This is a genomic window from Methylobacterium sp. Gmos3 (genome assembly GCF_056430985.1).
The window spans coordinates 215520-239277 of sequence record NZ_JBWJYL010000009.1 but is presented as its reverse complement, the minus strand read 5'-3'; the positions used below and the strand labels follow the sequence as shown (position 1 = coordinate 239277).

19 protein-coding genes and 1 pseudogene are annotated in these 23758 nt (G+C 69.6%); 5 read left to right on the top strand and 15 right to left on the bottom strand.

Annotation, left to right across the window (positions count from 1 at the left end; translation table 11 throughout):
* Positions 1 to 30: 30 nt before the first annotated feature.
* From ACS5Q7_RS20140 to ACS5Q7_RS20130, 3 genes are read right to left on the bottom strand one after another with little or no spacing between them, the layout of a single operon-like run.
* On the bottom strand, positions 31 to 939 hold the full coding sequence (locus ACS5Q7_RS20140; protein ID WP_478341032.1) for a DUF1932 domain-containing protein: 909 nt from the start codon (positions 937 to 939) through the stop codon (positions 31 to 33).
* A 17-nt stretch (positions 940 to 956) separates the two neighbouring features.
* Positions 957 to 4010, bottom strand: a complete 3054-nt coding sequence (ydiJ, locus tag ACS5Q7_RS20135) for a D-2-hydroxyglutarate dehydrogenase YdiJ (protein ID WP_478341031.1) — start codon at positions 4008 to 4010, stop codon at positions 957 to 959.
* A 5-nt stretch (positions 4011 to 4015) separates the two neighbouring features.
* Complete coding sequence (locus ACS5Q7_RS20130; RefSeq protein WP_478341030.1) at positions 4016 to 5341, bottom strand: MFS transporter; 1326 nt, start codon at positions 5339 to 5341, stop codon at positions 4016 to 4018.
* A gap of 174 nt (positions 5342 to 5515) precedes the next feature.
* Between ACS5Q7_RS20130 and ACS5Q7_RS20125 the strand changes: the two genes are divergently transcribed.
* Complete coding sequence (locus ACS5Q7_RS20125) at positions 5516 to 6220, top strand: IclR family transcriptional regulator (RefSeq protein WP_478341142.1); 705 nt, start codon at positions 5516 to 5518, stop codon at positions 6218 to 6220.
* Between the two features lie 410 nt (positions 6221 to 6630).
* Here the strand turns inward: ACS5Q7_RS20125 and ACS5Q7_RS20120 are convergent, their stop codons facing one another.
* On the bottom strand, positions 6631 to 7542 hold the full coding sequence (locus tag ACS5Q7_RS20120; protein WP_478341029.1) for an MBL fold metallo-hydrolase: 912 nt from the start codon (positions 7540 to 7542) through the stop codon (positions 6631 to 6633).
* Positions 7543 to 7717: 175 nt separating this feature from the next.
* On the opposite strand from ACS5Q7_RS20120, the pseudogene ACS5Q7_RS20115 reads away from it, so the two are divergent.
* Both ACS5Q7_RS20115 and ACS5Q7_RS20110 read left to right on the top strand, forming a co-directional pair.
* Positions 7718 to 9058, top strand: a pseudogene (locus ACS5Q7_RS20115) (sensor histidine kinase).
* A 9-nt stretch (positions 9059 to 9067) separates the two neighbouring features.
* The gene (locus tag ACS5Q7_RS20110; RefSeq protein WP_478341028.1) at positions 9068 to 9730 is read left to right on the top strand and encodes a response regulator transcription factor; all 663 of its coding nucleotides are present in this window, start codon (positions 9068 to 9070) and stop codon (positions 9728 to 9730) included.
* A 257-nt stretch (positions 9731 to 9987) separates the two neighbouring features.
* Here the strand turns inward: ACS5Q7_RS20110 and ACS5Q7_RS20105 are convergent, their stop codons facing one another.
* Positions 9988 to 13911 carry an autotransporter domain-containing protein gene (locus ACS5Q7_RS20105; protein WP_478341027.1) on the bottom strand — a complete coding sequence of 1308 codons (3924 nt, stop codon included), beginning with the start codon at positions 13909 to 13911 and terminating at the stop codon, positions 9988 to 9990.
* Between the two features lie 608 nt (positions 13912 to 14519).
* On the opposite strand from ACS5Q7_RS20105, the gene ACS5Q7_RS20100 reads away from it, so the two are divergent.
* Complete coding sequence (locus ACS5Q7_RS20100; protein WP_478341026.1) at positions 14520 to 14921, top strand: hypothetical protein; 402 nt, start codon at positions 14520 to 14522, stop codon at positions 14919 to 14921.
* Positions 14922 to 15100: 179 nt separating this feature from the next.
* A complete protein-coding gene (locus ACS5Q7_RS20095; protein WP_478341025.1) occupies positions 15101 to 15457 on the top strand; it encodes a hypothetical protein in 357 nt (118 codons plus the stop codon).
* A 3-nt stretch (positions 15458 to 15460) separates the two neighbouring features.
* Here the strand turns inward: ACS5Q7_RS20095 and ACS5Q7_RS20090 are convergent, their stop codons facing one another.
* Genes ACS5Q7_RS20090 through ACS5Q7_RS20045 form a run of 10 tightly spaced genes read right to left on the bottom strand, consistent with a single transcriptional unit; the run spans position 15461 to position 23591 of the window.
* Positions 15461 to 16084, bottom strand: a complete 624-nt coding sequence (locus ACS5Q7_RS20090; RefSeq protein ID WP_478341141.1) for a response regulator — start codon at positions 16082 to 16084, stop codon at positions 15461 to 15463.
* A gap of 59 nt (positions 16085 to 16143) precedes the next feature.
* Positions 16144 to 16659, bottom strand: a complete 516-nt coding sequence (locus ACS5Q7_RS20085; protein WP_478341024.1) for an MxaH protein — start codon at positions 16657 to 16659, stop codon at positions 16144 to 16146.
* The gene (locus ACS5Q7_RS20080) at positions 16656 to 17597 is read right to left on the bottom strand and encodes a YncE family protein (protein WP_478341023.1); all 942 of its coding nucleotides are present in this window, start codon (positions 17595 to 17597) and stop codon (positions 16656 to 16658) included. Before ACS5Q7_RS20080 ends, ACS5Q7_RS20085 begins: the two co-directional genes overlap by 4 nt.
* Positions 17594 to 18139 carry an SRPBCC family protein gene (locus ACS5Q7_RS20075; RefSeq protein ID WP_478341022.1) on the bottom strand — a complete coding sequence of 182 codons (546 nt, stop codon included), beginning with the start codon at positions 18137 to 18139 and terminating at the stop codon, positions 17594 to 17596. The genes ACS5Q7_RS20080 and ACS5Q7_RS20075 overlap by 4 nt, the downstream gene beginning before the upstream one ends.
* Positions 18139 to 19143: a vWA domain-containing protein gene (locus tag ACS5Q7_RS20070; protein ID WP_478341021.1), complete on the bottom strand. Its 1005-nt coding sequence runs from the start codon at positions 19141 to 19143 to the stop codon at positions 18139 to 18141. Before ACS5Q7_RS20070 ends, ACS5Q7_RS20075 begins: the two co-directional genes overlap by 1 nt.
* Positions 19140 to 19769: an MxaK protein gene (locus ACS5Q7_RS20065; RefSeq protein ID WP_478341020.1), complete on the bottom strand. Its 630-nt coding sequence runs from the start codon at positions 19767 to 19769 to the stop codon at positions 19140 to 19142. The genes ACS5Q7_RS20070 and ACS5Q7_RS20065 overlap by 4 nt, the downstream gene beginning before the upstream one ends.
* On the bottom strand, positions 19766 to 20809 hold the full coding sequence (locus tag ACS5Q7_RS20060; protein WP_478341019.1) for a vWA domain-containing protein: 1044 nt from the start codon (positions 20807 to 20809) through the stop codon (positions 19766 to 19768). The genes ACS5Q7_RS20065 and ACS5Q7_RS20060 overlap by 4 nt, the downstream gene beginning before the upstream one ends.
* A 1-nt stretch (position 20810) precedes the next feature.
* Positions 20811 to 21743 carry a nonribosomal peptide synthetase MxaA gene (locus ACS5Q7_RS20055; RefSeq protein ID WP_478341018.1) on the bottom strand — a complete coding sequence of 311 codons (933 nt, stop codon included), beginning with the start codon at positions 21741 to 21743 and terminating at the stop codon, positions 20811 to 20813.
* A complete protein-coding gene (locus tag ACS5Q7_RS20050; RefSeq protein ID WP_478341017.1) occupies positions 21706 to 22563 on the bottom strand; it encodes a DUF58 domain-containing protein in 858 nt (285 codons plus the stop codon). The genes ACS5Q7_RS20055 and ACS5Q7_RS20050 overlap by 38 nt, the downstream gene beginning before the upstream one ends.
* Complete coding sequence (locus ACS5Q7_RS20045) at positions 22560 to 23591, bottom strand: AAA family ATPase (RefSeq protein ID WP_478341016.1); 1032 nt, start codon at positions 23589 to 23591, stop codon at positions 22560 to 22562. Before ACS5Q7_RS20045 ends, ACS5Q7_RS20050 begins: the two co-directional genes overlap by 4 nt.
* Positions 23592 to 23758 lie beyond the last annotated feature (167 nt).

Genomic DNA, 23758 nt, shown 5'->3' with positions numbered 1-23758 from the left:
GTCCTTCGATGCAGGGGGGCAGATGCGGCGTCAGGCGACGGGCTTGAGGCCGGCCTTGAGCACCATGGCGTCGAGGGCCTCCTGGTAGGTCCGGGGGACGACGCCCTTGAAGTGATCCTTGAGGCCGAGGCTCTCCTTCCAGCGCAGGCGCTGGGCGACGGCGCGGGCCATGATCGGCTCGACCCCGGCATCGGCGACGGCGTCGGCCGACATCTCCAGTTCCTCGGCCCGGCGTTTGGCGTGGATCGCCCCCGACGGCGTGAGGCTCTGGACCGTATCCATCCACGGGCGGGCGAGGGTCTTGGAGGCCGAGGCGAGGACGACCTCGTCGATCCCGTATTGCCGGGCGGCGAGCAGCATCTCGTCGGTCAGCGCCTCGATCCCCTTGATCAGGACCGAGCGGATGATCTTGATCCCGGAGGCGGTGCCGAGCACCGAACCGGTGAACTCGATCTGCATCCCCCATGGCACGAGGAGGTCGCACACCCGCTCGCCGGCCGGGCCGCTCGACAGCATCCGCATGGAATAGCCATGCAGCGGCGTGCCCTCGATGGAGCCGTCGCCGAGAAGAGCGCCGGTCGCCTCGAGCTTCCGGGCGACGGTCTGTTTGATCTTCGGCGTGGCCGAGGCGAAGTCGAGGAAAGTGTGCCGGGCCGTGAGCACCGGGGCGAAGGCGTCGGCGCTTTCCAGGGAGGAGGCGCCGGGCGTGAAGCTCACAATCAGGTCGGCGGCCTCGGCGAGCTCCGCGTTCGAGCGGACGAGGGTGACACCAGCATCCCTGGCCCGCGCCTGGATGAGATCCGCGTAGGGGCCGTCGAAGGCGTACTTGTCGTAGCAGGCGATTGCGTCGAGGCCGGCGCCGCGCAGGCCGGCGCCGAGCGTGCTGCCGATCTCGCCGTAGCCGACGAGGCCGAGCCGGAATTGTGTGCGATCTGCCATGGTGTGCTCCTGTCGGGCTATGCGGTGAGGGGGATGGTTCGCCGACCGGCAAGCGGACTGGCGGTGAGGTGGTCGCGGAGGATTTCGACGGGGTGGGGCAGGCGCAGGCCATCGATGAGCTTCACCTGCGAGCGGCAGGAGTAGCCGTCGGCGAGCAGGCGGCCCGAGAGGCCCCTCTTGGCGACGTGTTCGGCCCAGCTCAGGCTGTAGATCCGCTCCGACATCGCCCGGTGCTCGGCATCATGGCCGTAGGTGCCGGCCATGCCGCAACAGCCCGAGGGCAGCACCGACAGGCGCAACCCCAGTGCGGCGAAGACCTCGGTCCAATCGGCGAGCGCCGGCTGCGCCGTCGCCCTTTCGGTGCAGTGGGGCAGCAGCCAGTAGGGCTCGGTCTCGGAGAGCGCGGGAGCTGCCTCCAAGCGGCTGGCGAGCCATTCCTGGACAAGGTGGACCTGCGGCAGGTCCCGCCCCGGCAGGGCCTGCCGGTACTCGGAGCGGTAGGTCAGCGTCATCGACGGGTCGAGACCGACGAGGGCGACACCGGTCGCGGCGAGCCGGCCGAGATCGTCGGCATTCACCGCCGCCAGACGCGCGAACCGGCCGAGGAAGCCGTGGACATGCAGCGGCTTGCCGTTCGGGCGGTAGGGCGCGAGCCACGGCCGCAACCCGAGGCCGATCAACAGGTCGAGGAGGGCGAGGAGGACCGGTGTATCGTAGTGGCTCGTGAAGGCGTCCTGAACGACGATGACGCTCGTCAGGCGCTCGGCCTCCGGGAGACCTTCCAGGGTCTTCACATCGGCGAAGGCGACGCCGCGGGCGCTCAATTCGCTCCGCAGATCGAGGTCCGACAGCTTCGGGATATGGACGAGCCCGACCATCTCCGTGAGCCCAAGGGACGTCACGGCATTCGCGAGCCGCGGCGCCTTCGCCAGCAGGGGCACGGCGGCCTCCAGGGCGGCGACCGCGTGGTGTCGCAAGGGTCGCAGGTAGCGGCCGTGGTAGAGTTCGAGGAATTTCGCCCGGAAGGTCGGCACGTCGACCTTGATCGGGCACTGCCCGGTGCAGGATTTGCAGGCGAGACAGCCTGCCATCGCCTCGTGGACCTCGTGCGAGAAGTCGTCCCGCCGGCGCAGGGTCGCGGCGAGGCGGGCCGGGAAGGTGAGCCAGCCCGGCCGGGCACGCAGGCGCCGGGCTTCCTCCAGCGGGTCGCGCCCTTCGAGGGCCAGGCGACGCAGCCACTCGCGCATCAGCTGGGCGCGGCCTTTCGGCGAGTGCCGGCGCTCGCGGGTGCCCTTCCAGGACGGGCACATCGCCTCGTCCGGGTCCCAGCTGAAGCAGGCGCCGTTGCCGTTGCAGTGGAGCGCCTCGTCGTAGCCGGCCCGGACGTCCTCCGGGATTGCCCGGTCCCGCGACCCCTTGGTCGGCACGCCGTCGACGGTCAGCAGCGCGTTGCCTTCGGGGGCTGCGATCTTGCCAGGATTGAACTGGTTGCGCGGATCGAACGCCGCCTTCACCGCCTGCAGGACGGGGTAGAGCGGGCCGAAGAACCTTGGTGAGAACTCGGAGCGCACGCCCTTGCCGTGCTCGCCCCAGAGCAGCCCGCCGTAGCGCTGGGTCAGGGCGACGACGTCCTCGGTGACCGCGCGGACCAGCGCCTCGGCGCCGGGCGCCTTCATGTCGATGGCCGGGCGGACATGGAGCACCCCGGCATCGACATGGCCGAACATGCCGTAATCGAGCCCGCGCCGGTCCAGGGCGCCGCGGAACTCCGCGATGTAGTCGGCCAGATGCTCCGGCGGGACGGCGGTGTCCTCGACGAAGGCGATGGGCCGCCGGTCACCCTTGGTGTTGCCCAGCAGGCCGACGGCCTTCTTGCGCATGGCGCAGAGCCGATCGACGTCTGCCTCGCCTCGGGCGACCGTGTAGCCCCGGCGGCCGTGGGCCCGGCCAGCCTCGTCCAGGGCCGCCGTGAGCCGGGCGAGCGCCGTCTCGACCGCCCCCTCGTCGTCGCCGACGAACTCGATCAGGTTGACGCCCCGGGCCCGCTCGCCTCCGTCCTCCGGGAAGTAGGCGGCGACGCCCTCCCAGATGGGGTCTTCCTGGGCGAGCCCCAGCACCTTGGAATCGACCGTCTCGACCGAGGCCGCACCGAACGCCACGAACGCACGAGCATCGCGCAGGGCCGCGTCGAAGCTGTCGTAGCGGAGGTTCACCAGCGCCACGTGGCTCGGCAGCGGAAGGACGTTGAGCGTTGCCTCGGCGAGGAGGCCAAGCGTCCCCTCCGAACCGCACAGCACGGCGTTGAGGTCGAAGCGTCCGTCCTCGCGGCGCAGGTGAGCGAGGTCGTAGCCGGTGAGGCAGCGGTTCAGCGGCGGAAAGGTTTGTGCGATGAGCGCGGCGTTCTCACGCTGAAGCTTGTCCACCTCCCGGTGGATGGCACCCGCAAGATCGGGACGGCTCTGGGCCGCCTCCAGCCCGGCCGCGTCGAGGGGTTCGGAGTGCCAGACCGTGCCGTCGGCGAGCACCGTGGTGAGGGCGAGCACGTGGTCGCGGGTCTTGCCGTAGAGGCAGGAACCCTGGCCGCAGGCATCCGTCGAGATCATCCCGCCGATGGTGGCGCGGTTCGAGGTGGAGAGTTCGGGGGCGAAGAACAGGCCGTGCTCGGCCAAGGCCGCATTGAGCTGATCCTTCACCACCCCCGCCTCGACTCGCGCCGTCCGGCGCGCTGGGTCGATGGCGAGGATGCGGTTCATGTGCCGCGAGAGATCGACCACGAGGCCGTCGGTCAGGGACTGGCCGTTGGTCCCGGTCCCGCCGCCGCGGGGGGCGATCCGCACGCCGGCGAACCGCTCCTCGGCCAGCAGGGTCGCGATGCGCACGAGGTCGTCGAGACCCCGCGGAAAGGCGATGGCCTGCGGCGTGATCTGGTAGATCGAGTTGTCCGTGGCGAGCACGGTGCGGTCGGCCTCGGCCAAGGTCAGGTCGCCCGCGAAGCCGCGCACCCGCAGCTCGGCGCAGAAGATCGCGTACAGCGACAGCACCTTGGACCCGGGGGAGAGAGGCGGGATCATGGCGGTCAGGCCGGGAGAGCGGCCGGGATCGCATCCCGACGGACCTGCCGGCCGAAGGCCAGCATCGTCAGGGCGCCCACGAAGAGGATTCCCCCGACCATGAGGAGCGGCGCTGTGAAGCCGCCCGAGACGTCCCGCACCAAGCCGATCAGATAGGGGCCGGCAAAGCCCCCGAGATTGCCGATCGAGACGATCATCGCGATCCCGCCCGCCGCGGCCCGCCCGGTGAGGAAGCCTGAGGGCACAGCCCAGAAGGTCGCCACGAAGGAGTTGATGCCCATCACCGCGACGCAGAGCGCCGCGATGGTGAGAAGGGGCGTCGGCGTGAGGGCGCTCGCGGTCAGCGCGGCGGCGCCCACGAACAGGGAGATCGCCGGATACACCGTGCGGTCGCGGCCTCGGTCCGAGAAGCGGCCCCAGACCACCATCGCCACCGCGCCGAAGATATAGGGGATCGCGGTCACGAACCCCACGAGGGAGGTCGCGAGCCCGAGCTGCTTGATGATCTGCGGCAGCCACAGGCCGATGCCCAGCGAGCCAATAATCGCGCAGAAGTTGATCGCCGCCAGGGTCAGCACCCGCCAGTTCCGCAGGGCCTGGGCCAGGGTCATCGGATGCTTCGTCTCGATGGCCGCCTTCTCCGCCGCGAGCGTGGCGACGAGGGCTTCGCGCTCGGCGGGCGTGAGCCATTGCGCCTTCTCTGGCCGATCCGTGAGGAGGAAGAGGCAGACGATGCCGAGGATCACTGCCGGCAGGGCTTCGAGGATGAGCAGCCACTGCCAGCCCGCGAGGCCGAAGCCTGCGACCTGCACCAAGGCCCCAGAAATCGGCGAGCCGATGATGTTCGCCACCGGGATGCCGAGAAGGAACAGCGCAGTCGCTCGCGCCCGCACCGCCGAGGGGAACCACAGGCTGAGATAGAGGAAGACACCGGGCACGAAGCCGGCTTCCCCGAGGCCGAGGAGGAACCGGGCGATGCCGAACTGGATCGGGCCCGTGACGAAGGCGGTCGCCGCCGAGACCAGACCCCAGGTGATCATGATCCGCGCGATCCAGAGCCGGGCTCCGACGCGCATCATGATGAGGTTGCTGGGGATCTCGGCGATGAAGTAGCCGAGGAAGAACAGCCCCGCGCCGATGCCGAAGGACGTCGCGGTGAGCCGGATATGCTCGTTCATCGTGAGCGCGGCGAAGCCGACATTCACGCGGTCCAGGTAGCTGACCACGTAGCACACGAAGAGAAACGGCAGGATCCGCCGCATCATCTTACGATGGAGGCTTCGCTCATCGACCGCGTGGGCCGGAGCTTGGGCCTGTTGCCCTTGCACCATGACGTCCACTCCCGAATCGCCAATTTTGAAACGGCGTTTCGTTTTTGATCGCTCAAACGGCTGGCGCTGTCAACGATGCCGTGGGCGAGGCTGTTTCACGGCTTGGTGTGGGGAGGGTCGGCGGCTATGGATCGCGCTTCCTGGACCCTGCAAAAATGGAACGGTCACGAAGCGATGGCGAAGGAGGTGCGCACGCGGCCCAATCTCGAAGGTGTGGCCTCGGCCGATCGGGTGCTGACCGTGCTGACCGCGTTCCGGCGAGGCGACGACGCCCTGGAACTCTCCGAGCTCGCCCGCCGCACGTCGCTCGTGAAGAGCACGATCATGCGGCTGTGCATCTCGCTGGAGAAGTTCGACCTGATCGAGCGCTTGGATGATGGACGCTACCGACTCGGCGTCGAGGCGGCCCGGATCGGTTCGGTCTACCAGCAATCCTTCGCCCTGGAGGAGCGGATCGTCCCCGTTCTGGAGAGGCTCGCAGCCGAGTCCCTGGAGACGGCCTCGTTCTACATTCGTCGGGGTAACCAGCGGCTGTGCCTCTTCCGGGCAGACTCGCCGTCGCCGCTCCGGATGAACGTCCGACCCGGCGACATGCGACCGATGGATGGATCCGCCATCGCCCAGGTGTTGAGGACTTTCAGCGACCGAAGGGTTTCGGAAAAGACGGCAATCGAGGTTCCCCTCTACTCCTCCGGTATCACCGACCCTCACGTGGCATCGATTGCGATGCCGGTGTTCGGGACGGAGCAGAGACTGATCGGTGCCCTCGCCCTGTCCGGTCCAGCGTCTCGACTGACGTTGGAGCAAGCCGAGGCGCTCAAGCCTCGGCTTCGAGAGGCCGGTGAACGTCTCTCGTCTGAACTCGGAGCACAGCTCTAAGAGGATGTGCTGCCCAGCAGGCCGGCCATTTTAAAAGGGCTCCGCCACTTTGGCGCATCTTACCATCGGTGTCCGCTGTTCCGTTTCTGCGCCCGGAAGCCGATCGGCAGAAACCCACCCTGTGCGGCCCTTCCGACCCAATGCGGTCGCCGAACATCCTTTGAAGAGACCTCGAAAGCGGACATCCGCGGTCTCCAAGCTTCGGCGCAGCTAGAGCCGCGACCGACCACATCGAGGCGGCCCCCACTCTCTCCCCTCATCCTGAGGTGCGGCGAAGCCGCCTCGAAGGAGGGCTCCAGGGATCGCGCGGCAGGCTGGAGCCCTCCTTCGAGGCCCGCTGACGCAGGCACCTCAGGATGAGGGGGAAGACTTGGAGAAGGCTGGCTGAACCAACTCGTTCGGGTGTGGCTCTAGACCAGGGCGTAACCCTCATCCTTGCGCTCGATCCGTCCACTCGTCGCGAGGTGCATCCCCGTCACACTCAAGCCGTCCACGGCCGCACGGTCGAGGATGCGCCGTCGCGTCGTGATCGCTTCCGCTGGATCGGTGTCCCAGATCACCGTCCAGTCCGGATGCGGCATCTGGAGAATTCGCGAGTGGACGATGTCGCCCCAGATCAGCAGGCGGTCGGAGCCGTCCGCGATCAAGACGCCCATATGTCCCGGCGTATGGCCGGGCAGCGGCACAGCATGGACACCCGGTGCAAGCTCCGCCTCGCCGGAGATACGCCGGATCCGGTCGGGATAGGCCGCCAGCACCGCCTGTGCAGTCTCGAACATCGGGCTCAAGGGAGCCGGAGCGGAGGCTCTGGCAGCCGCATCCGACCAGTAGGCCACCTCACGCTCCTGCAGCACCAGTTCCGCATTCGCGAACCGCGCGCGGCGGTCCGGCGTCAAGAGACCACCGGCATGGTCGGCGTGCAGATGGCTGAGCCAGATGGTCTCGACCTGCTCCGGCCTCACGCCCTCCGCCGCCAGTGCCGCGGTTACGCGGTCGAAGCCCGGCCCGAGGACGGTGCCGCAACCCGCATCGAGCAGCCAATGCCGTTCCCCGCATCGGATCAGAAACGCGTTGACCGGCTCCGGCGACGGGCCCTTCGCAGGAAGACCGGCCCCCTTCAACAAGGCTTGTCCGGCTTGGCTTTCGGCGGCCGGGATCATGCTCGGCTCCAGCGGAAAGAGGCCGTCCCGCAACGGCGTCACCGTGAACGCACCGACCCGGTAAGGACCGCTCGGGGCCGCGGCGACAACAGGACCCTGCAACCCCAGGGGCAGCAGGGCGGACGCGGCCAAGAGGCTGCGGCGGGAGAGGTGAAGCGACATGGCCGGCTCCGTGGCGAGGGGACAGCACCATCCTCCGGATCGTGACGGGATCAGACCAGGGCAGTCCTCCCGCTGAAGCCCGGGCATTCTTCCCGTCCGAGTGAGCGATGGCTTGCGCAGCCCGACGGTCCCGGTGCCAAATCAGAGCCTCGCTTCGAGCCCGGCTGCTTGATCCATGAGCCTACCCACGCATCTCGGTCTGCGCCTTCTCGCTGTGGCCGCGCTCTGCCTGGTGGGGGCGATCGCATGGGCCACCTGGGACGCTCACGCGAGCCTCCGCTGGGAGGCTGCCATGTCGGCAGATCGGATCGCCGCGCAGCTCGCGCGTCAGCCGGGCCTCGGAAGCGCCGGACCAGCGGCCATGCCCGCCAGCGCACCGCAGGCCGGGCCGGCCATCGTCACGCTCCTGCCGGGCATCTGCGCCGACATTCATCTCGGCGTGGAATTGCCCCGCCGCTTCTGCGGTGACTGGGACGGCCTCGATGCCGCGCCTACGTGGTTCCGCGAAGCCCTCGTCTGGGAGGCTGCTGCCGCGCCGACGATCCGGGCGATCGTGTATCGCGAACGCACCATCGGCAGTGTCACGGCATGGCCCGATCCGATGGCATCGGCGGCTCGTCTCTGGCGGCGCACGCGCCTCGCAGGCGGACTGGCCCTTGGTTTGGCGGCGGCGACGCTCCTTCTCAACTGGCTCGCCGTGACGCGCCTCGTCGCACCGGTCGGGCGGATCGTGCACGGGCTGGAAAACCTCGACACGGCCGGCACACGCCCGCCGCTGCCAAGCTTTGCCGCCACCGAGTTCGACCGGATTGCCCGCGCCTGCAACGCCCTCGCCGACCGGCTTGCCCATAGTGAGGCCGAGCGCGCGGGCCTGATGCAGCGGCTCGTCACGGTCCAGGAAGAAGAGCGGCAGGCCCTCGCGCGCGATCTGCACGATGCCTTCGGCCAGTGCTTGGCCGCTGCGGGGGCACGTGCCGCGGCGATCGAACTGGCTGCGCCCCCGGAGCGCGACGATCTTCGCGAGGACGCCCAGGGTATCGAAGCCATCATCGCCACCATGCGGGAGAGCCTGCGTGGAGCCCTGGCCCGCCTCGAACTGCCCGATCTCACCGAGGCCGGATTGGAGGAGGCGCTGCGTGGCCTCGTGGCAAATTGGCGAGGACAACTGAGGTCCGGGCCGGCCCTGCATCTCGATGTCAGGGGGGATCTCACCGACATACCCGAGAATGTGGCGGCGAGCCTCTATCGGATCGCGCAGGAACTGCTGACGAACGCCTTGCGCCACGGGCGGCCGAGCCGGATCTTCCTGCGGCTCGGCCGGTCGGAGGCCGGACCCCGAACAGTGACGCTGACACTCGACGATGACGGCGGGGGCGATGTCTCCTAAGCCGCGTCTCACACGGGCCGTGGGCTCGTCGGCATCCGAGCGCGGCTCGCCGCGCTGGGCGGAAGCTTTTCGCTCAGCGGCACCGGTTCAGGCATCCGTGCCTGCGCATCCGTGCCGACCGCCGGCTGAGATCGCCCCATGGCCACGACCATCCTGCTCGTCGATGACCATCCCGTCGTGCGCGAGGGCTATCGCCGCCTGATCGAGCGACAGCCGGGCTTCGTCGTGGTCGCGGAAGCCGAGAACGCGGCAATGGCCTATTCCCATTACAAGGCTCACAAGCCCGATCTCGTGATCCTCGACCTGTCGCTGCCAGGCCCCAGCGGAATCGAAGCCATCCGTCACATCCGCCAGTGGGATGGGTCTGCTCGCATCGTCGTGTTCAGCATGCGCACCGGGGCAATGATCGCGCGCCAAGCCTTCGCCGCCGGGGCGAGCGGGTATGTCAGCAAGGCGAGCCCACCCCGTGAACTGCTGGCGGCGGTTGCGACCGTGCTCCGCGGCGAGCAGGCGATGAGCGCCGACATCGCGCGCGCGATCGCTCAGGACGAGGTGGCCGGCGGGCGCACGGCGCTCGACGACCTCAGCCCGCGGGAGTTCGAAATCTTGAGCCTGACCGTCGGCGGGATGACCGCCCAAGCCGTCGCCGAGGCCCTGTGTCTGAGCCTTAAAACGGTGCACAACAACCTCTCGGTGATCCGCGCCACTCTTGGGGCACGCACCGATGCCCATCTCGTCTGGATAGCGATCGGGGCTGGGCTGGTATCGCCCTCGGAGGAACTGTCGCTGAAGGAGCCCTAGCACTTCGTCTGCTTTGACGACCTTTCGATAGCGACCCAACTCAGCCGTCCATGCGCGATCGTTTGGATCCCGAAAGCAGGCGTGTGTTCCAATACGGACACTCGCTTCGTATGGTCGCGCCGGATCGATCCTTCTGCACGGCCTCGCGAACGGTGACGGTCTATCGTGTTCTCCAAGGACCGGGCAGACGGTGTTGTTCGCCCGGTCCTCGCCATCCAAAGCTCGCGACCGCTCCTTCGCGATTCGGCTGATCCCCATCAGAAGGCGTAGCGCACCCCGCCGCGAACCGCCTGGATCGTATCGCTGGAGGCGAGTTCCGCGTCGTAGGCGATGAAGCCCTGGAGGCGGGGGGCGAGCTCCATGCCGAGACCCGCCGAGACGAGGGCGCGGTCCCGGTCGAGCCGCCGTCCGGTCACGAGGAACGGCACGGTCGGCGCCAGCGTGAAGCTCGCGCTGATCGTCCGGTTCACGTCCGCGAAGTCGTGGACGTAGGCCGCCTTCACCCAGAGCGAGACGGGCTTGCCCGCGACGGCCGTGGCCGTCTCGATCCGTCCACCGACCAGGGTCCGCGCGGACAGGAAGTCCTTGCCCGCGACGGTCAGGTCGAACAGGCCGCCGCCGGTCTCGCGGACGCGATCCTGGCTGAACGTGTTCACCTGATAACCGACGAGGGGGACGATCTGCGTCGCGGTGGCGACGGGCACCCGGTAGCCGAGTTCACCTGCCGCGATGAATTGGTCGCCGCCGATATCGCCCTGGGCGCCGCCGGGCTGGAGTTGCGGCAGGCCAAGGGAGCGGTTCACGCGGCCCTCGGCGCGGGCATAGCCCAGGGCGCCGTTGGCGTAGAAGGCCCCGTCCGTGTAGCCGCCGTAGACTCCGACCTGCGCATTGTCGACATGCGCCCGCTCGCCGGTGCGCCGGAGCGACACGTCGACGGAGCCGTAGCCCACCGCGACGCCGACCACCGTGTTGGTGGTCGGATGCATGTCGATGCCCGCCGCCATGCCCGCGACGGTCTCGCTACGACCCGCCGCGTTGGCCGTGGAATCGACGTTCCCGAATTGGCCGTAGCCCGTCGCCCACACGCCGTAGCCGCGGTTCACTTCGACGAAGCGCGGAGCCGGTACCGGCCCACGGGCGGGCAGGTCGGCGGCATAGACCGCCGGGGGCAGCACGAAGCCGGTCGATCCGGCCTCGCTGCCCGCCGCATAGGCGCGGGCCATCATCTGGGTGCCGAAAGCGCGGCCGGAGCGCAACATGGGATCCGCCACGGAGGCGTAGCCCTGGCCCGAGAGCCTGTCGAGGGTCGCGGCGTTCTGTGCGTCGCTCTGATTGTCGAGCACGGTGAGCGCGGCCCGGTTGCCGGCAAGCAGCGTATCGACGCCGCGTGCCACGCTGCGCTGGTTGTCGGTACGGGCGACGAGGGCGAAACTCTGCTGCGCGAGGGTGACCGTCGTGGCATTGCCAGTCGAGGCCAGGGCCGCAGCCAGGAGCGTCGGAAGCCCCGTCGAGGATACCGACGTGAAGGCCCCCGTCGTCGAACCAGCGGTCAGAACGGTGTAGGTGGTGCCCGGCACGTAGGTTCCGGCGGCCCCGTTCAGGACGAGGGCGCCGTTGAGCTGCGCCCGACCGGTCACGGCCAGCTGCGCGTTGGCGCCCGGCGCCACCGCGACGGCGAGGGTGCCGCCCGGCGCTTGCGTGTAGTTGCCCGCGACGGTCAGCGTGCCGAAGGGCGCAGCGGCGCTGCCCGGGGCAACGGTGCCCGCATTGGTTACCGCGCCCGTGATCGTGCCCGCCCCGCCGAGCGTCGCGCCGGAGGCGACCTGTGTCGCCGCGTTGAGCGCGGAGTTCACGGTGAGGGCGCCCCCGGCCACCGTCGCGCCGCCGGAGAAGGTCTGCGTCGTGCCCGAGGCCAGGGTCCAGGCGCCGTCGGTCTGTGTGAGGGTGGAGAAGCCCGCCACGTTGCTCGCGAGCGTCCCCGTGCCCGTGAGGGTGAGGGCGTTCGTGCCGCGCCCCGTCGCCGTGATCGCGCCTCCGACCACCGATCCGGTGCCGAGAGTGACGCTGTTGCGGCTGGTGGCGATGTCCGCGAAAGTGATCGATCCGCTGATCGTGCCGGTATTGGTCAGGGTCTGGTTACCCATCCAGTAGGCCAGGTTGCCGTTGATCGTGCCGGTGTTCACCGTGGTCGAGTTGCGCCGATTGGCGGTGGTGGTGTTCTGCGGGTCGGCATCGATGAAGCGGACGTCGCCGGTAATGATCCCGCTATTGGTCAGCGACGCGTTGCCGGCGCCGTAGACGACGATGGCCTGCGCGCCGGACGTGGCGCTGATCGTGCCCGCATTGGCGATCGTGTAGCTCTGTGCGCGGCCCTGGATCGCCCGGGCATTCGTTCCGCTGGCGGCGATGCGCGCACCCGCCTGGTTGGTGACGGTGAGGGCGGCGACGTCGTCGTCCGAATCGACGGCGGCGACGGCGGCGGTCCCCGTCGAGCTTGCCGCGCGGGTGGCCGAGATGGTGCCGGCGTTGGTGATGCTCATGGAGGCGATGTTCTCGCCCGCATAGATGCCCCGGGAGATGCCGATCCCGTTCTCGGTCACCGCGATGGTGCCGTTGTTCACGACAGCGACATTCGCGAAGTCCGCCCCCGTCGAGTTCGAGATCACCCCGTAGATCCGGTTGGCGGCGGTGTTCGCGCGGCCCGTGGCGCCGGTCCCGGTGATCGTGCCATTGTTGACGAGGCTCGTGTTCGATCCGGACAGGTTCACCGTCTTGGCGAGCGCCGTGTTGTTGGTGAGTTGCGCCCCGGACCCAGTGACCTGGATCAGGCCGCCGACGCTCTGTTGCGAGCCGGCCGCCAGGGTGAGGTTCCCCCCGGCCACGGTGAGATTGCCGGAGATGGCGACGGTGGAGTTCGGTCCGAGGGTCCAGGCACTGCCCACGCCGTTCTGAGTGAGGCTCGTGAAGCCCGACAGACTGCCCGCGAAGAGGCCCGTCCCCGAAAGGTTCAGGGTGTTCGTACCGAGGCCCCGGGCGGCGATCGCGCCGCCGATGACCGAGCCGGTGCCGAGATTGACGGTGTTGGTCGTGGCGGCGACGTCGAGGAAGCTGATGCCGCCGGTGATGGTGCCGGTGTTTGTCACCGTCTGGTTGCCGCCGCCGGAGGCGACGTTACCGTTGATCGTGCCGGCATTGGTGAGCGTCCCAGTGCGGCGCAGGTTCACGACGGTCGCTGCGGTCTGGAGGTCCTGGTCGGTGTTGCGGACGTCGCCGTTGATGACGCCGGTCGCCGTGTTGACGATCACGGTGTTGTAGGCGCGGGTCGTCGTCGCGCCGGCATTGCCGGCATTCAGTGCGAAGGTCGCGATCGCCGCCTCGCCCGGCGTGGTGTTGCCGATCACGCCGGCATTGGTGATCTCGTACTGCGCGGCCCGCCCGCTCAGCGCACGGCTATTGGCGCCGCTCGCCGTGATGCGGCCGGTGGTACCGTTGGTGACGACCAGCCGGTCGGTGTCGTCATCGGAATCGATCGCCGCGACCGCGCTGGTGCTGGCGGTGGCAGTGCTCCCCCGCGCTGCCGAGATCAAACCCGTATTGGTGATCGTGAACAGCGAGGTGTTCTCGCCTGAATAGATGCCTCGGGCGATGCCGTTGCCGTTCTGCGTGACCGCAATGGTTCCGCTATTGGTGACGGTCGTGCTCGCGTACTGGGTTCCGTCCGGCGCGCTGGAAAAGGCGCCGTAAATCCGGGTCGTGGTGTTGCCGGCGGGCGCGGTCAGGGTGATCGTCCCGGTATTGTTGAGCGTCGAGAGGTCGCCGGCGAGGTTTACGCCATAGTTGTCGCGGTTCTGCGGCGCTGCATTGCTGATCGTGCCCGCATTGTTGACGATGCTCGACCCGTTCACGCGGACATTGGCGAAGCTCGGATTGGTGCCGGCGCTGGTCTGCGTCGCCGCGACGGTGGCGTCGGGGGTGATGGCGACGGTGAGGGCGTTCACGCCGGCCGGCGCGATGAAGGCGGCCGACGCGCCCGAGCAGGTCACCGACTGGCCCGTTGTGGGCGTCCCGGGGGCGCAGGCCGCTTCGGCGCTTGTGACGTTCGCCCCGGCGAGGACAGCAGCCCAGGCCGGCACGCCGGCAAGAAGCGAGCGGCGCAATCCGCCGATGCCCGAACTGATCACGATGCGTCCCCCGATTTATAGGTTGGCCGCTTATGACGCGGCAGCGCGTTCTTGCGCGCAAACGAACGCTAATTTGCCAGGCTGAATTTCGTCAAACTGTTGTTGCAATCACAGCCGTTGCTGCATTCACAGATTTACAAACTGTTGCAACAAAGAGACTTAGTTCTAGAAAGACACCAAAATCTCCCTGTATCAATCGGGAATTTACAGAAACTTTGGCGAAGGACATTCGGCAAGATCGCCCGGGAGCTTCCGGCGTAGGGCGGAAGCGGTGACGCCTCGCCCCGAACAAAGGGCGCGATGGCGATCTCGCATTCCCGCGAAAGGCGAAGCCGCTCCCGATGGGGAGCCGATTCGGACCTGGATCGACCGATCCGTGTAAGCGGCAATGGCGATCAGTAATTTATTATACGTTTATTATAGAAGATAAGTGGAAGCTCCACATGGCAATGTGTCGTGCCTTCGATTGTCAGCGGTCATAAGCAAAATTTTAGCAATATGATCCTTGACGACATGCGCTCGAACGAGGGAATCTTGATCTTATTTCGGGCGTTCGACCGATTGAGCGGACTTCGACCCAACGAAGGCCGATTTCATCTTCGATCAGTGTGCCTGAGCTTCGATGCGATCCGACCATTCAGGATCCACCGATCCATGACGTTCGCGCGGTCGACGCCGCGTCCTTCATCCACGGGCAGGCAGTCGCGATGAAAAGGTTCTCGTTCGTCTTTGTCTTCTGCTGTGCCTTGGGGTCCGGGCCGGCCTGGGCGCGCCTGACGATGGACGATCTCGCCTCGCTCTGGCCGCGGGCCTCGGCTTCCGACAAGATCGACTTCACCAACCGCATGGGCAAAGCGATGGTCGCGCTCTCGCCGGATCTCACCCGCGAGTATTTCATGCGCTGCCTGGAGGAGACGGCCAATATCGGCGACACCAGGACCCTGACCTTGAGCGACATGGTCCGCACCTGTGTCTCGCTGCATGCGCAGCCCTCCAGCGAAGAGCCGTAATGGCGCCTTGCGGCGGGGATCGGCGATAGGAGCCACCGCCACGGGCGTAGCCGGGCGGCTTCCCGAGAGCCCGGAACTCCGTAATCCGGCCAGCATGGCCGATGACCAGGCGTTGGAGCGGGCAAGGACCCCCTTTGTCGCCCATTGCACCGGTCTGTCATTCAGAGAAGGATCATCCCATGCGGTTTCACGCGGTGCTTCTGGCGACGTCTGTGCTCGTCGCGGCCGGACCGGCCGCGCGGGGCCAGGAGGCCGGCGAGATCCCTGCGGAAAAGCGCAATGCGGCCAAGCTTGCCGGCCTTGTGGGCTTCGTGAATCTCCATTGCAGCGCGCTCAAGTCGGACGCGGAACGCTTCAAGGGCGCGATTCGGTCGATGGGAGTCGATCCCGCGGAGATCGATCGCGACGCGCTGATGCTGCAGGCCCGCGCCTACCTCGCCGCCTACGAGAAGGATGTGCCGGCAAGCTGCGGGAAGGCAGTGGAGCTGTTCGGCCAGAAGGGCCGGATCATCCCGGGGATCTTCCTCCCACGGTGACCCTCACCCAGCCCGCGCACCGGACTGGCCCAGGGCGATGTGGATGAGTTCGGCGAGGCTGCCCGCGCCGAGCTTAACCCGCATGACGGCGGTGGTGCTCACGACGCTGCGGTAGTTCAAGGTCAGGATCCGGGCGATTTCCGTATAGGTTTTGCCCTTGCCGAGCAGCGACAGGATCTGGAGCTCCCTCGCGGTGAGGCGCGAGAGGGGCGAGCGGTCGGGCGCGAGATCGAGCATCGCGATGCCGGTCGCGATGGCGTGCGGTAGGTATCCCCGGCCCGTCCGGACGGCCTCCAGGGCTTCGAGGAAGACCTCGACGGACGAATCCTTCATGACGAAGCCCAGCGCTCCGGCTTGGATCGTGCGGGCGGCGATGACCGGGTCGTCGTACATGCTGAAGGCGAGGATGCGGGTGGCCGGTTCCAGAGCCTTGATCCGCCGGATCAGCGAAAGGCCGGACAGCCCGTCCTCCCCCAGCGACAGGTCCGCCACGACGAGGCCGGGCCGATGCCGGTGGAAGATCCTGTAGGCGGAGACCACATCACCCGCCTCGTATACCTGCCCGATATCGTCCATCTCGGCGAGCTGCCGGAATCCCTGGAGGACGACCGGATGATCGTCGACCATCAGGATCCCCTCGGGCGAACGGGAGGCCGTCCGGGGCGGGGCGATGTCGAGGCCGGCGCTCACGGCGTGCTCCGGGTGAGAGGCCGCATCTCGTTCCCGGAGAGTTCGGCAAGCGCCGCCTCGTGCCCCAAGCCACGGGTGCGGATGTTGAAATAGTGCTGGCACATCTCGCCGTAGAGGCTCTTGTGCCGACCCCGGGCGGCGGCGACCTGCCCGAAACCGTCGAGGAGCGTTCCATAGGCCTCACCCTTGCCGACCTCGGCGAGCATCTGGCCGAGTTGCACGGTGCGGTTGGCGATCATCCGGCGATCCTCGACGAAACCCTCCGCAGCCCGGACGAGACTCCCGCGCATCGCCTGCACCTGCGGCGCGTCGAGGGCCAGGGGGTGCCCGGCCTCCCGGCCGGCGAGCCATCGGCCGGGATCGGTTCCGTCGCTGTGCGTGAGCCAAGCGGGCAGATCGGTCTCCGAAGTGCGGGTAACCACTGCCTGATCGGCATTCGCCTCATCGTCGCTACGGTTGCAGGCGGTGAGCGAGACCGTGAGCGCAAGGGCGGACAGCAGAAGACACCTCATCGTGCCGCCTCCGGTGGGGCGATCCGCGCCACGGCAAGGGTGCGCGGCCCCTCGGCCACCGGGAGCCGGCGCACTTCCTTTCGGGCGGCGAGGTCGATGACCGAGACGTCATCGGAAAACCAGTTGGCGACGTAGGCGAAGCCACCGAGGATCGCCACCCCTTCGGGATACCGGCCGACCGGAATCGTGGCGGAGACGGCGAGCGCCCGAGCCTCGATCACCGTGACGGACGCGGCGTGCTGGTTGGTGACGAGCACCGGGCCGCCGCCGGAGACGACGGCGACGCCGTAGGGCGCCGTCCCCACCGGGATGGTGGCCAGCACCTGCCCGGCTGCCGCGTCGATCACCGTGACGTCGTTGCTGCGGACGTTCGCCACGTAAAGCCGAACGAGATCGGGATCGTAGGCAAGGGCGAAGGGGCCGTCGCCCACCGGCAGGCCCCCGACGCGCCGGAGCGCGCCCGTGTCGATCACGCCGACCGAGCGCCCCTCCCGCTCGGCGACGTAGAGGCGCCCAGGCTCGCCGAGAACGAGCCCCGCCGGGTCCGGTCCGACCGGGATTTCGCCGACGACGGCTCCGGTCGCGAGGGAGAGGCACAGCACCCGGTGGCCCGACCAGTCACCGACATAGAGACGGCTTCCATCCGGCTCGACGGCGAGGCCGAAGGCCTGGGCCGGCAGGGGCAGGCGGCGAACCGCGCCGTCCGGCTCGATCACCGAGACCGCGCGCCCGTCCGGGTGGCTGACATAGAGCCGCCCGCGTCCGTCGGCGGCCACGACCGCCGGCGAGGCAGGAACCGTGAAGGACCCGGCGACGGCCTCGCCCTCGATCCGCGTGAGCCGCGCGCCCTGCTGGCTCGCCACGACCACGGCCTGCCCGGCCGCAGGCCCTGCGATCAGCGCGATCAGGAAGGCGAGACAGGACCGACGGACGGTCATGGCGCGCGCCCGCCCTCCACCTTCGCCTTCAGGCCCTTGAGTCCGTCGCCGAAGTAGCGGTTCATCGCCTCGCGTCCGGCCTCGTCGCTGAGGTTGTCCGGCGGCTCGTTGCCCGTGTCGCCGCGATAGAAGCGACCCATCCACTCGACCCTGGAGCCGTCGCCGTCCGGGGTCACGGTCAGGGTGGCCGAGTAGGAAGAGACCGGCAGGGCGGTGAGGTCGGGGTCGGACATCCGGTAGGAATAGGTCCGCTCCGGCCCCTTCCACTCGTCGAGGCCCTCGACGAGCGTCCCGCCGGACTTGAGCGTCACCTTGCGCGTCGCGCCCTCGGCGTTGCCGCCGGTCGCCTCGGCCTTGGCCACGTCCGGGTGCCAGGAGGCGATCCCGCCGAAATCGCCGACGACCTTCCACACGGCGTCGGGCGATGCCTTGATCGTCACCGTCTGGGCGATCTTCTGAGGCGTCGGGCCGTGCGCCAGGGCGGGACCGGCGGCGACGGCCAGGAACAGGGCGGGCAGGACGCGACGCGGCAACCAAACCATCAGGTTTTCTCCGAGGGGGACAGACTACGCGGAAGGCGGCGGCGCAGGGCGTCCGCCCGGCCGGCGCCCAGGGTGGCGAGCACCAGGGCGAGGGCCATGCCCCCCAGGAGGGGGCGCAGATCGAGGGAGCCCGGCAGCGCCCGGGGTGTCGCGGCGGCGCGCACCGGCCCTTCGAGGTCGTCGGGACCGTCGAGATGGGCGTAGGCGAGGCCGGTCGCCGCCGCGAGGCGCTTCAGGTAGGGCTCGCGCACCGAGGAGAGGTGCTCGGTGCCTTGGGCGGCGGCGGAGCCGAAGGGCGCGTTGCGCGGGTTGTAGCCTTCGCGGGTTTCCGCGTCGGCGGGCGGCGGGCCGAAGCGGTTCTCCTGCGGCACGTCGGATTCACCGTAGAAGCCCTTTTCCCGCCCGCGATCATCGTAGCGTGGAATCGGCGAGAGGGCGTATCCGCCCGCGCCGACGATGAGGCCGCGCACCGCCCCCGGCTTGCCCTCGAACGCGGGCGGCTCCCCGCCGGGCAGGGGCGGCGATTCCTGGCCATCGGTGACGAAGACGAGGTCGGTCCCGAGCCCGGCCGCCATGTCGATCGCCCGGTACAGCCCGGCCGCGACGCGGCTGTCGCCCTCCCAGGCCATGCGCCAGTCGAGGGAGGCCAGGGTGCCGTCGAGGGGGGCGAAGTCGCCGCAGGTTTCGATCGGCTCGAACAGAAGGAACGGCCGCCGCTCGGTGAACAGGCCGAGCGCCACCCGCGAACCGCAGGGCAGCTCGGCCACGAGCCGGCGCAGGGCGGCCTTGGCCCGATCGAGCCGGCTCTCGGGACGGCCGTCGCGGGCATAGTCGCGGACGTTCATCGAGCCGGTGATGTCGATGACCGCCAGGAGCTCGGCCCCCGTGCGCGTGAACGGAACGGCCGGAACGACCAGGGCCGCGCCGGCGAGCGCCAACGCCAGGGCGAGCGCCAGGAAGCGCGGCGCGCGCAGGTTGCGGGCGAGCGGCAGGGCGGCGCTCACGGGCCGCCCTTCGGCTGGCCGGGGATGTCGGTCCAGATCTTCTTCGGCTCGACGCGCAGTTCGTCGCCCTCGCCCCGGCTCAATTCCGGGTAGTCGCGGATCAGGCGGGACGCGACGTCGAGGTTGAACTTCGCGTCCCAGAAATCCGGCATCGCGGTCAGGGCCCGGCGATACTCCTGCCGGGACAGCGTCACCTGTGGCCCGGCCTTGCCCAGGTCGCCCCGGGCGAGCAGGCCGAAGGCCTCCCGCATCCGGGCGTTGGCGATCTGGTAGCGGGCGCGGGCGACGGCGCCGGCCTCGCCGATGGCATCGAGGGCGGCAAGCAGCGGCTCGGCCTCCTCCCAGCGCCCGCGCCCCGCCAGAAACCCGACCCGCGCCGCGAGGACCGGGGCCGGGGCATCGGCCGCCACCGCCACGTCCCGCCCGCTTTCGAGGGCGGCGATGGTGCGGTTCGCCAGTTCCTGACGCCACGCCTGGAAGCCGAAAGCAGCCGCGAGCCCAAGAAGCACGATGGGCAGCGCGACGACGATCTGCGGACGCAGGCGGCGCCACACGCTTCCCCCACCCCGCGAGGACGGGAAGACGCGCGCGGTCGACCCGCCGCGCATCTCCGAAAGGCCGGTCATGCCGCCCTCCGCTGGGGCGCGTCTTCTGCCGGGCGCTTAACCCGGCGGCGCGTGGCCATGTCCGCCTCGGCGAGCGCCGCGAGGACGAGGAGGGCGAGGCCGAGAGCGGCAAGGCCATAGGCCCAGCCGGTGAGATCGCGGCGGGGGCGGACCTCCGTGTAGGGGATCGGGTCGCGCTCCAGGGCCTCGATCCGGGCGATGGCGTCGGCCACCGCCTGCGGTCCCTCCGCTTCGAACGCCCGATAAGGAATGCCGAGGCTCTTGAAGAGCAGGTCGAGGTGGCGCTCCGGGGCGGCCTGGGGCGTGTCCTCGCCCTCCGGCCGGTCCTGGATCGACGGGGAGCCCTTGGTCCGCAGGAACAGCCAGTAGAGGTTCGGGCGGATCTTCGCGAAGTCGGCCCGAAGCTGGTCCTGCACCCTGGGGTCGATCACCGCCGCGCCGTCCGAGATGAACAGCAGCACCCGGGAGATGCCGCTGTCCGTGCCGAATTGCGAGAGCGCCATGGCGAGGCCACGGGCGACGTTGGTGTAGTCGAGGCCGGGCCGGTCGATCGCCGCGATCGCCGCCCGCACGGCCTCGTGCCGGTCGGTCATCGGCAAGACGAGCATCGGCGCCGTCGAGAAGGCGGTGACGGCGAACAGATCGTGCTCCCGTTCGCCGACGAAACCCGCGAGCAGGCGCCGGGAGGCCGCCGCCTTGGATTCCTCCGCACCCGAGGGCTGCCGCCCGGCGAAGGTCTCGTTCATGCTGCCCGAACGGTCAATCAGCATCGAGACCTGGGCGCCGATGCCGATCCGCGTCACCCGCTCGCCGACTCGGTAGGGCTCGGCCAGCCCGAACACCAGACCGGCGATGGCGGCGACCCCCGCGAGGGTAAGGGTGGCGCCGATCCACCGGGACAGCGCATCCGGCGGGGCCGCCGCGACGGCGGGCACCGGATGCCTGCGCCGCCCCGTGGCGACGAGGGGCAGGAGGGCCAGCGGCAGGAGCCAGAGCGCGAGGGGCAGGGCAAAGCCGAAGAGGGCGAGATGCGCGCTCATCTCACGCCCTCCGCTCGGCGGCGGCGAGGCGACCCACGGCCGCCTGCAGCGTGGGCCAGGGCCAGAGCTCACGGGCCTCATCGACCGCCCGGCCGAAGAAGGCCCGGCGCGAGGCCGCGAAGAAGCGCGCCAGCGCCTCTCCCTCGCCCCGGAAGGCGGGGTGCCTGTCGAGGAAGTCCGGAAGGTCGTCCGCGAGCAGCCGCCGCCCGTCGGTCTCGTCGAGGCCGCGATGGATCAGGCGCAGGGCCTCGCGGTAGCCGCCCTCCCCTGTTCCGGGGAGCTTGCGCAGGCGCCGGGCGGCCCGGGCAAAGGGGCGGCCCCGGCGGCGGCCGAGCCAGGCCCGGTCCCAGGCCAGCAGCGCCAGGGCGGGCAGCGCGAGCCCGGCGCAACCGAGGGCCGCCATCGCGGCGGGCTCCGGGTCGAGGCGACGGGTGCGGCCGTCCGGCTGGAGGTAGTCGGCCGGGTCGTCGCGCTTCTCCGGCTGCACCTCCCTCAAGGGGGAGACGCCGAAGGTCCAGGCGGGGATCTCGGCCTGCGCCGTCGTGGTGCCGCCGGGAGTCTCGTCGGCGAGCGCCACGGTGAATCCCGGCACTTCGAGCCGCCGCGCGTCGAGGGCGGCGTAGAAGCTCTGGTAGGTCAGGCGCAGGCGCAGGCCCCCCGCGATCCGCTCGATGGCGACGTCGCGCAGGTCGAGCCAGTAGGTCACGGGGCCGGGGCGCGGCAGCGAGGCCTGCTGGACGGTGGTGCCGGGTTCGAGGGCGATATCGACCCGGGCGTGCAGGATATCGCCGAGGAAGTATCCGAAGCCACGGGGCACCCGCACCTCGACGGAGCGCACCTGCGCCGCAGCGGCGCCGGCCTGGAGGACGAGAAAAAGTACCACGAGGAAGCGCATCTCAGTTCGCCAGCAGGTGGCGGCTGAGCGCCTGGGCATCGAACCGGTCGACCATGGCGAAGGGCCGGCGTGCGCCGGACGCCGCCACTGCGGCGGTCAGCGCCTCGCGACGCTCCCGCTCCCGGGCGATCCAGCGGCGACGCAGGGAGGGCCGCAGGAACACCAGCCGCCGGCCGGCGCCTTCGAGATCGTCCAGTTCCGAAAGCCCCCATTCGGGCAGGCCCTCGTCCTCGGCGCTGTCCGCCAGGATGACCGGCACGACATCGTGGAGCGCCAGCGACTCGAAGACCCGTCGGGTCAGGTCCGGCGGCCAGCGGAAATCCGAGACGAGGAAGACGAGCCGGGGCCGCCCGAACAGCAGCCGCGCGGCCTCCAGCAGCCCCTCGGGACTGCCCGCCGCGCAGCGGGCTTCGGACAGCTTGCCGGCCATGGCCAGGGCGGCGCTCCGATGGCGGGTGGCCATCAGGGTCAGGTCGGCGCGGATGGCCGCGTCGCAGCCGATCAGCCCGAACCCGTCGCCGATCCGGGTCGCGGAGGCGGCGAGGCCCGCGCAGAGGTCGCCTGCCAGCGCCATCCGGTCGCCGGCGCCGCGATAGCGCATCGAGGCGGAGAGATCGACCAGCGCCCAGATCTCGACCGGCACCCGTGCCTCGAAGCGGCGGACATGCACTCCTTCGAACGGGTCGCGCAGGGTCGCGCGCAGGTCGATCCGCCTCGCATCCGGCAGGCTGAGGAAGGGGACCTGATCCCGGAACGTGCCGAGACCGCCGGCATCCCGCCCGCGATGCGCGCCCGGGCGGCTTCCCCGGGGCCGCCAGCGCGGCAGGTAGAGGATGTCGGCCGAGGGGGGCTCGCTCATGGGGCCGGCACCGTGTCGAACACCGCCCGGCAGAGGGCCGGGACGATCTCGGCCCGGCGCAGCTCGTGCACCGGCTCGAGGAAGATGCGGTGCGCCATGATTTCGGGGAAGATCGCCCGGATATCCTCCGGCACGAGCCAGGCTCGACCCTCCAGCCAAGCGCGGACACGGGCGGCCCGGACGAGGAAGGCGAGGCCCCGTGGCGAGGCGCCCCCCTGGACGAGGCGCCCCATGTCGAGATCGGCCAAGCGGATGCCGGCCTCGGCCGGGCGCAGGAGCGCGTCCCACAGGGCGACGACGTAGGCTTCGATCTCCGGCGTGGCCTCGACCGCGTGCTGAATCGCCCCCGCGATCCCGCCGATCGCGGCATGGTCGAGGAGGCCCGGCGCAACCTCCGCGATCAGCCTGTCGGTGTCGTGGAACCGCGGATCGAAGGCCAGCGCACGCCGGGCTTCGGCCTCTCGCGGCGCCTCCATCCCGATCTCCATCAGGAACCGGTCCCTGGCGGCGGCGGGGAGTTCGAAGGTCTCCTCCCGCTCGACCCGGTTGCGGTCGGCGAACACCTGGAGATGGGGGAAGCGCCATTCCCGCTCGAAGGCCGTCACGGTCCGCTCGGCCATCAGGCGCAGGAGCAGGGCATGGACCTGGGGACGGGCGCGGTTGATTTCGTTGAAGAAGAAGATCGACAGGTCCTCGGCCTGCCGCAGCACCGGCCCGGGTTCGATGCGCGGGCGGCCATCCTCACCGAGAAAGGTGTGGTAGATCAGGTCGGTCGGCATCATGTCGACCGTGCCCTCGACCCGCTCGTAGGCGCCTCCGAGCGCCCGGGCGACGGCGCGCAGGAGGGTCGTCTTGCCGACGCCGACGTCGCCTTCCAGCATCACGTGGCCACGGGCGAAGATCGCGATGGTCACGAGGCGGATCGCGCGGGCTTGGCCCACCACCGCCTTGGCAATTTCGGCCTCGAAGCGTCCGGCCGCCTCCCGCCAGTCTGTCAGCATCGCGTCGCCGGGGCGCGGAGGGTTCATGGTACGCTCGAAGGATTTCGGACGGATTCATCAAGCACCGCCGTCATTGCGAACGGAGTGAAGCCATCCAGGGACACGCCATGGCCGGGGACGTCCCGCTGCCCTGGGTTGCTTCGCTTCGCTCGCAATGACGACGCGGGTTCGGGGGATGCCGGGGCGATGCACCC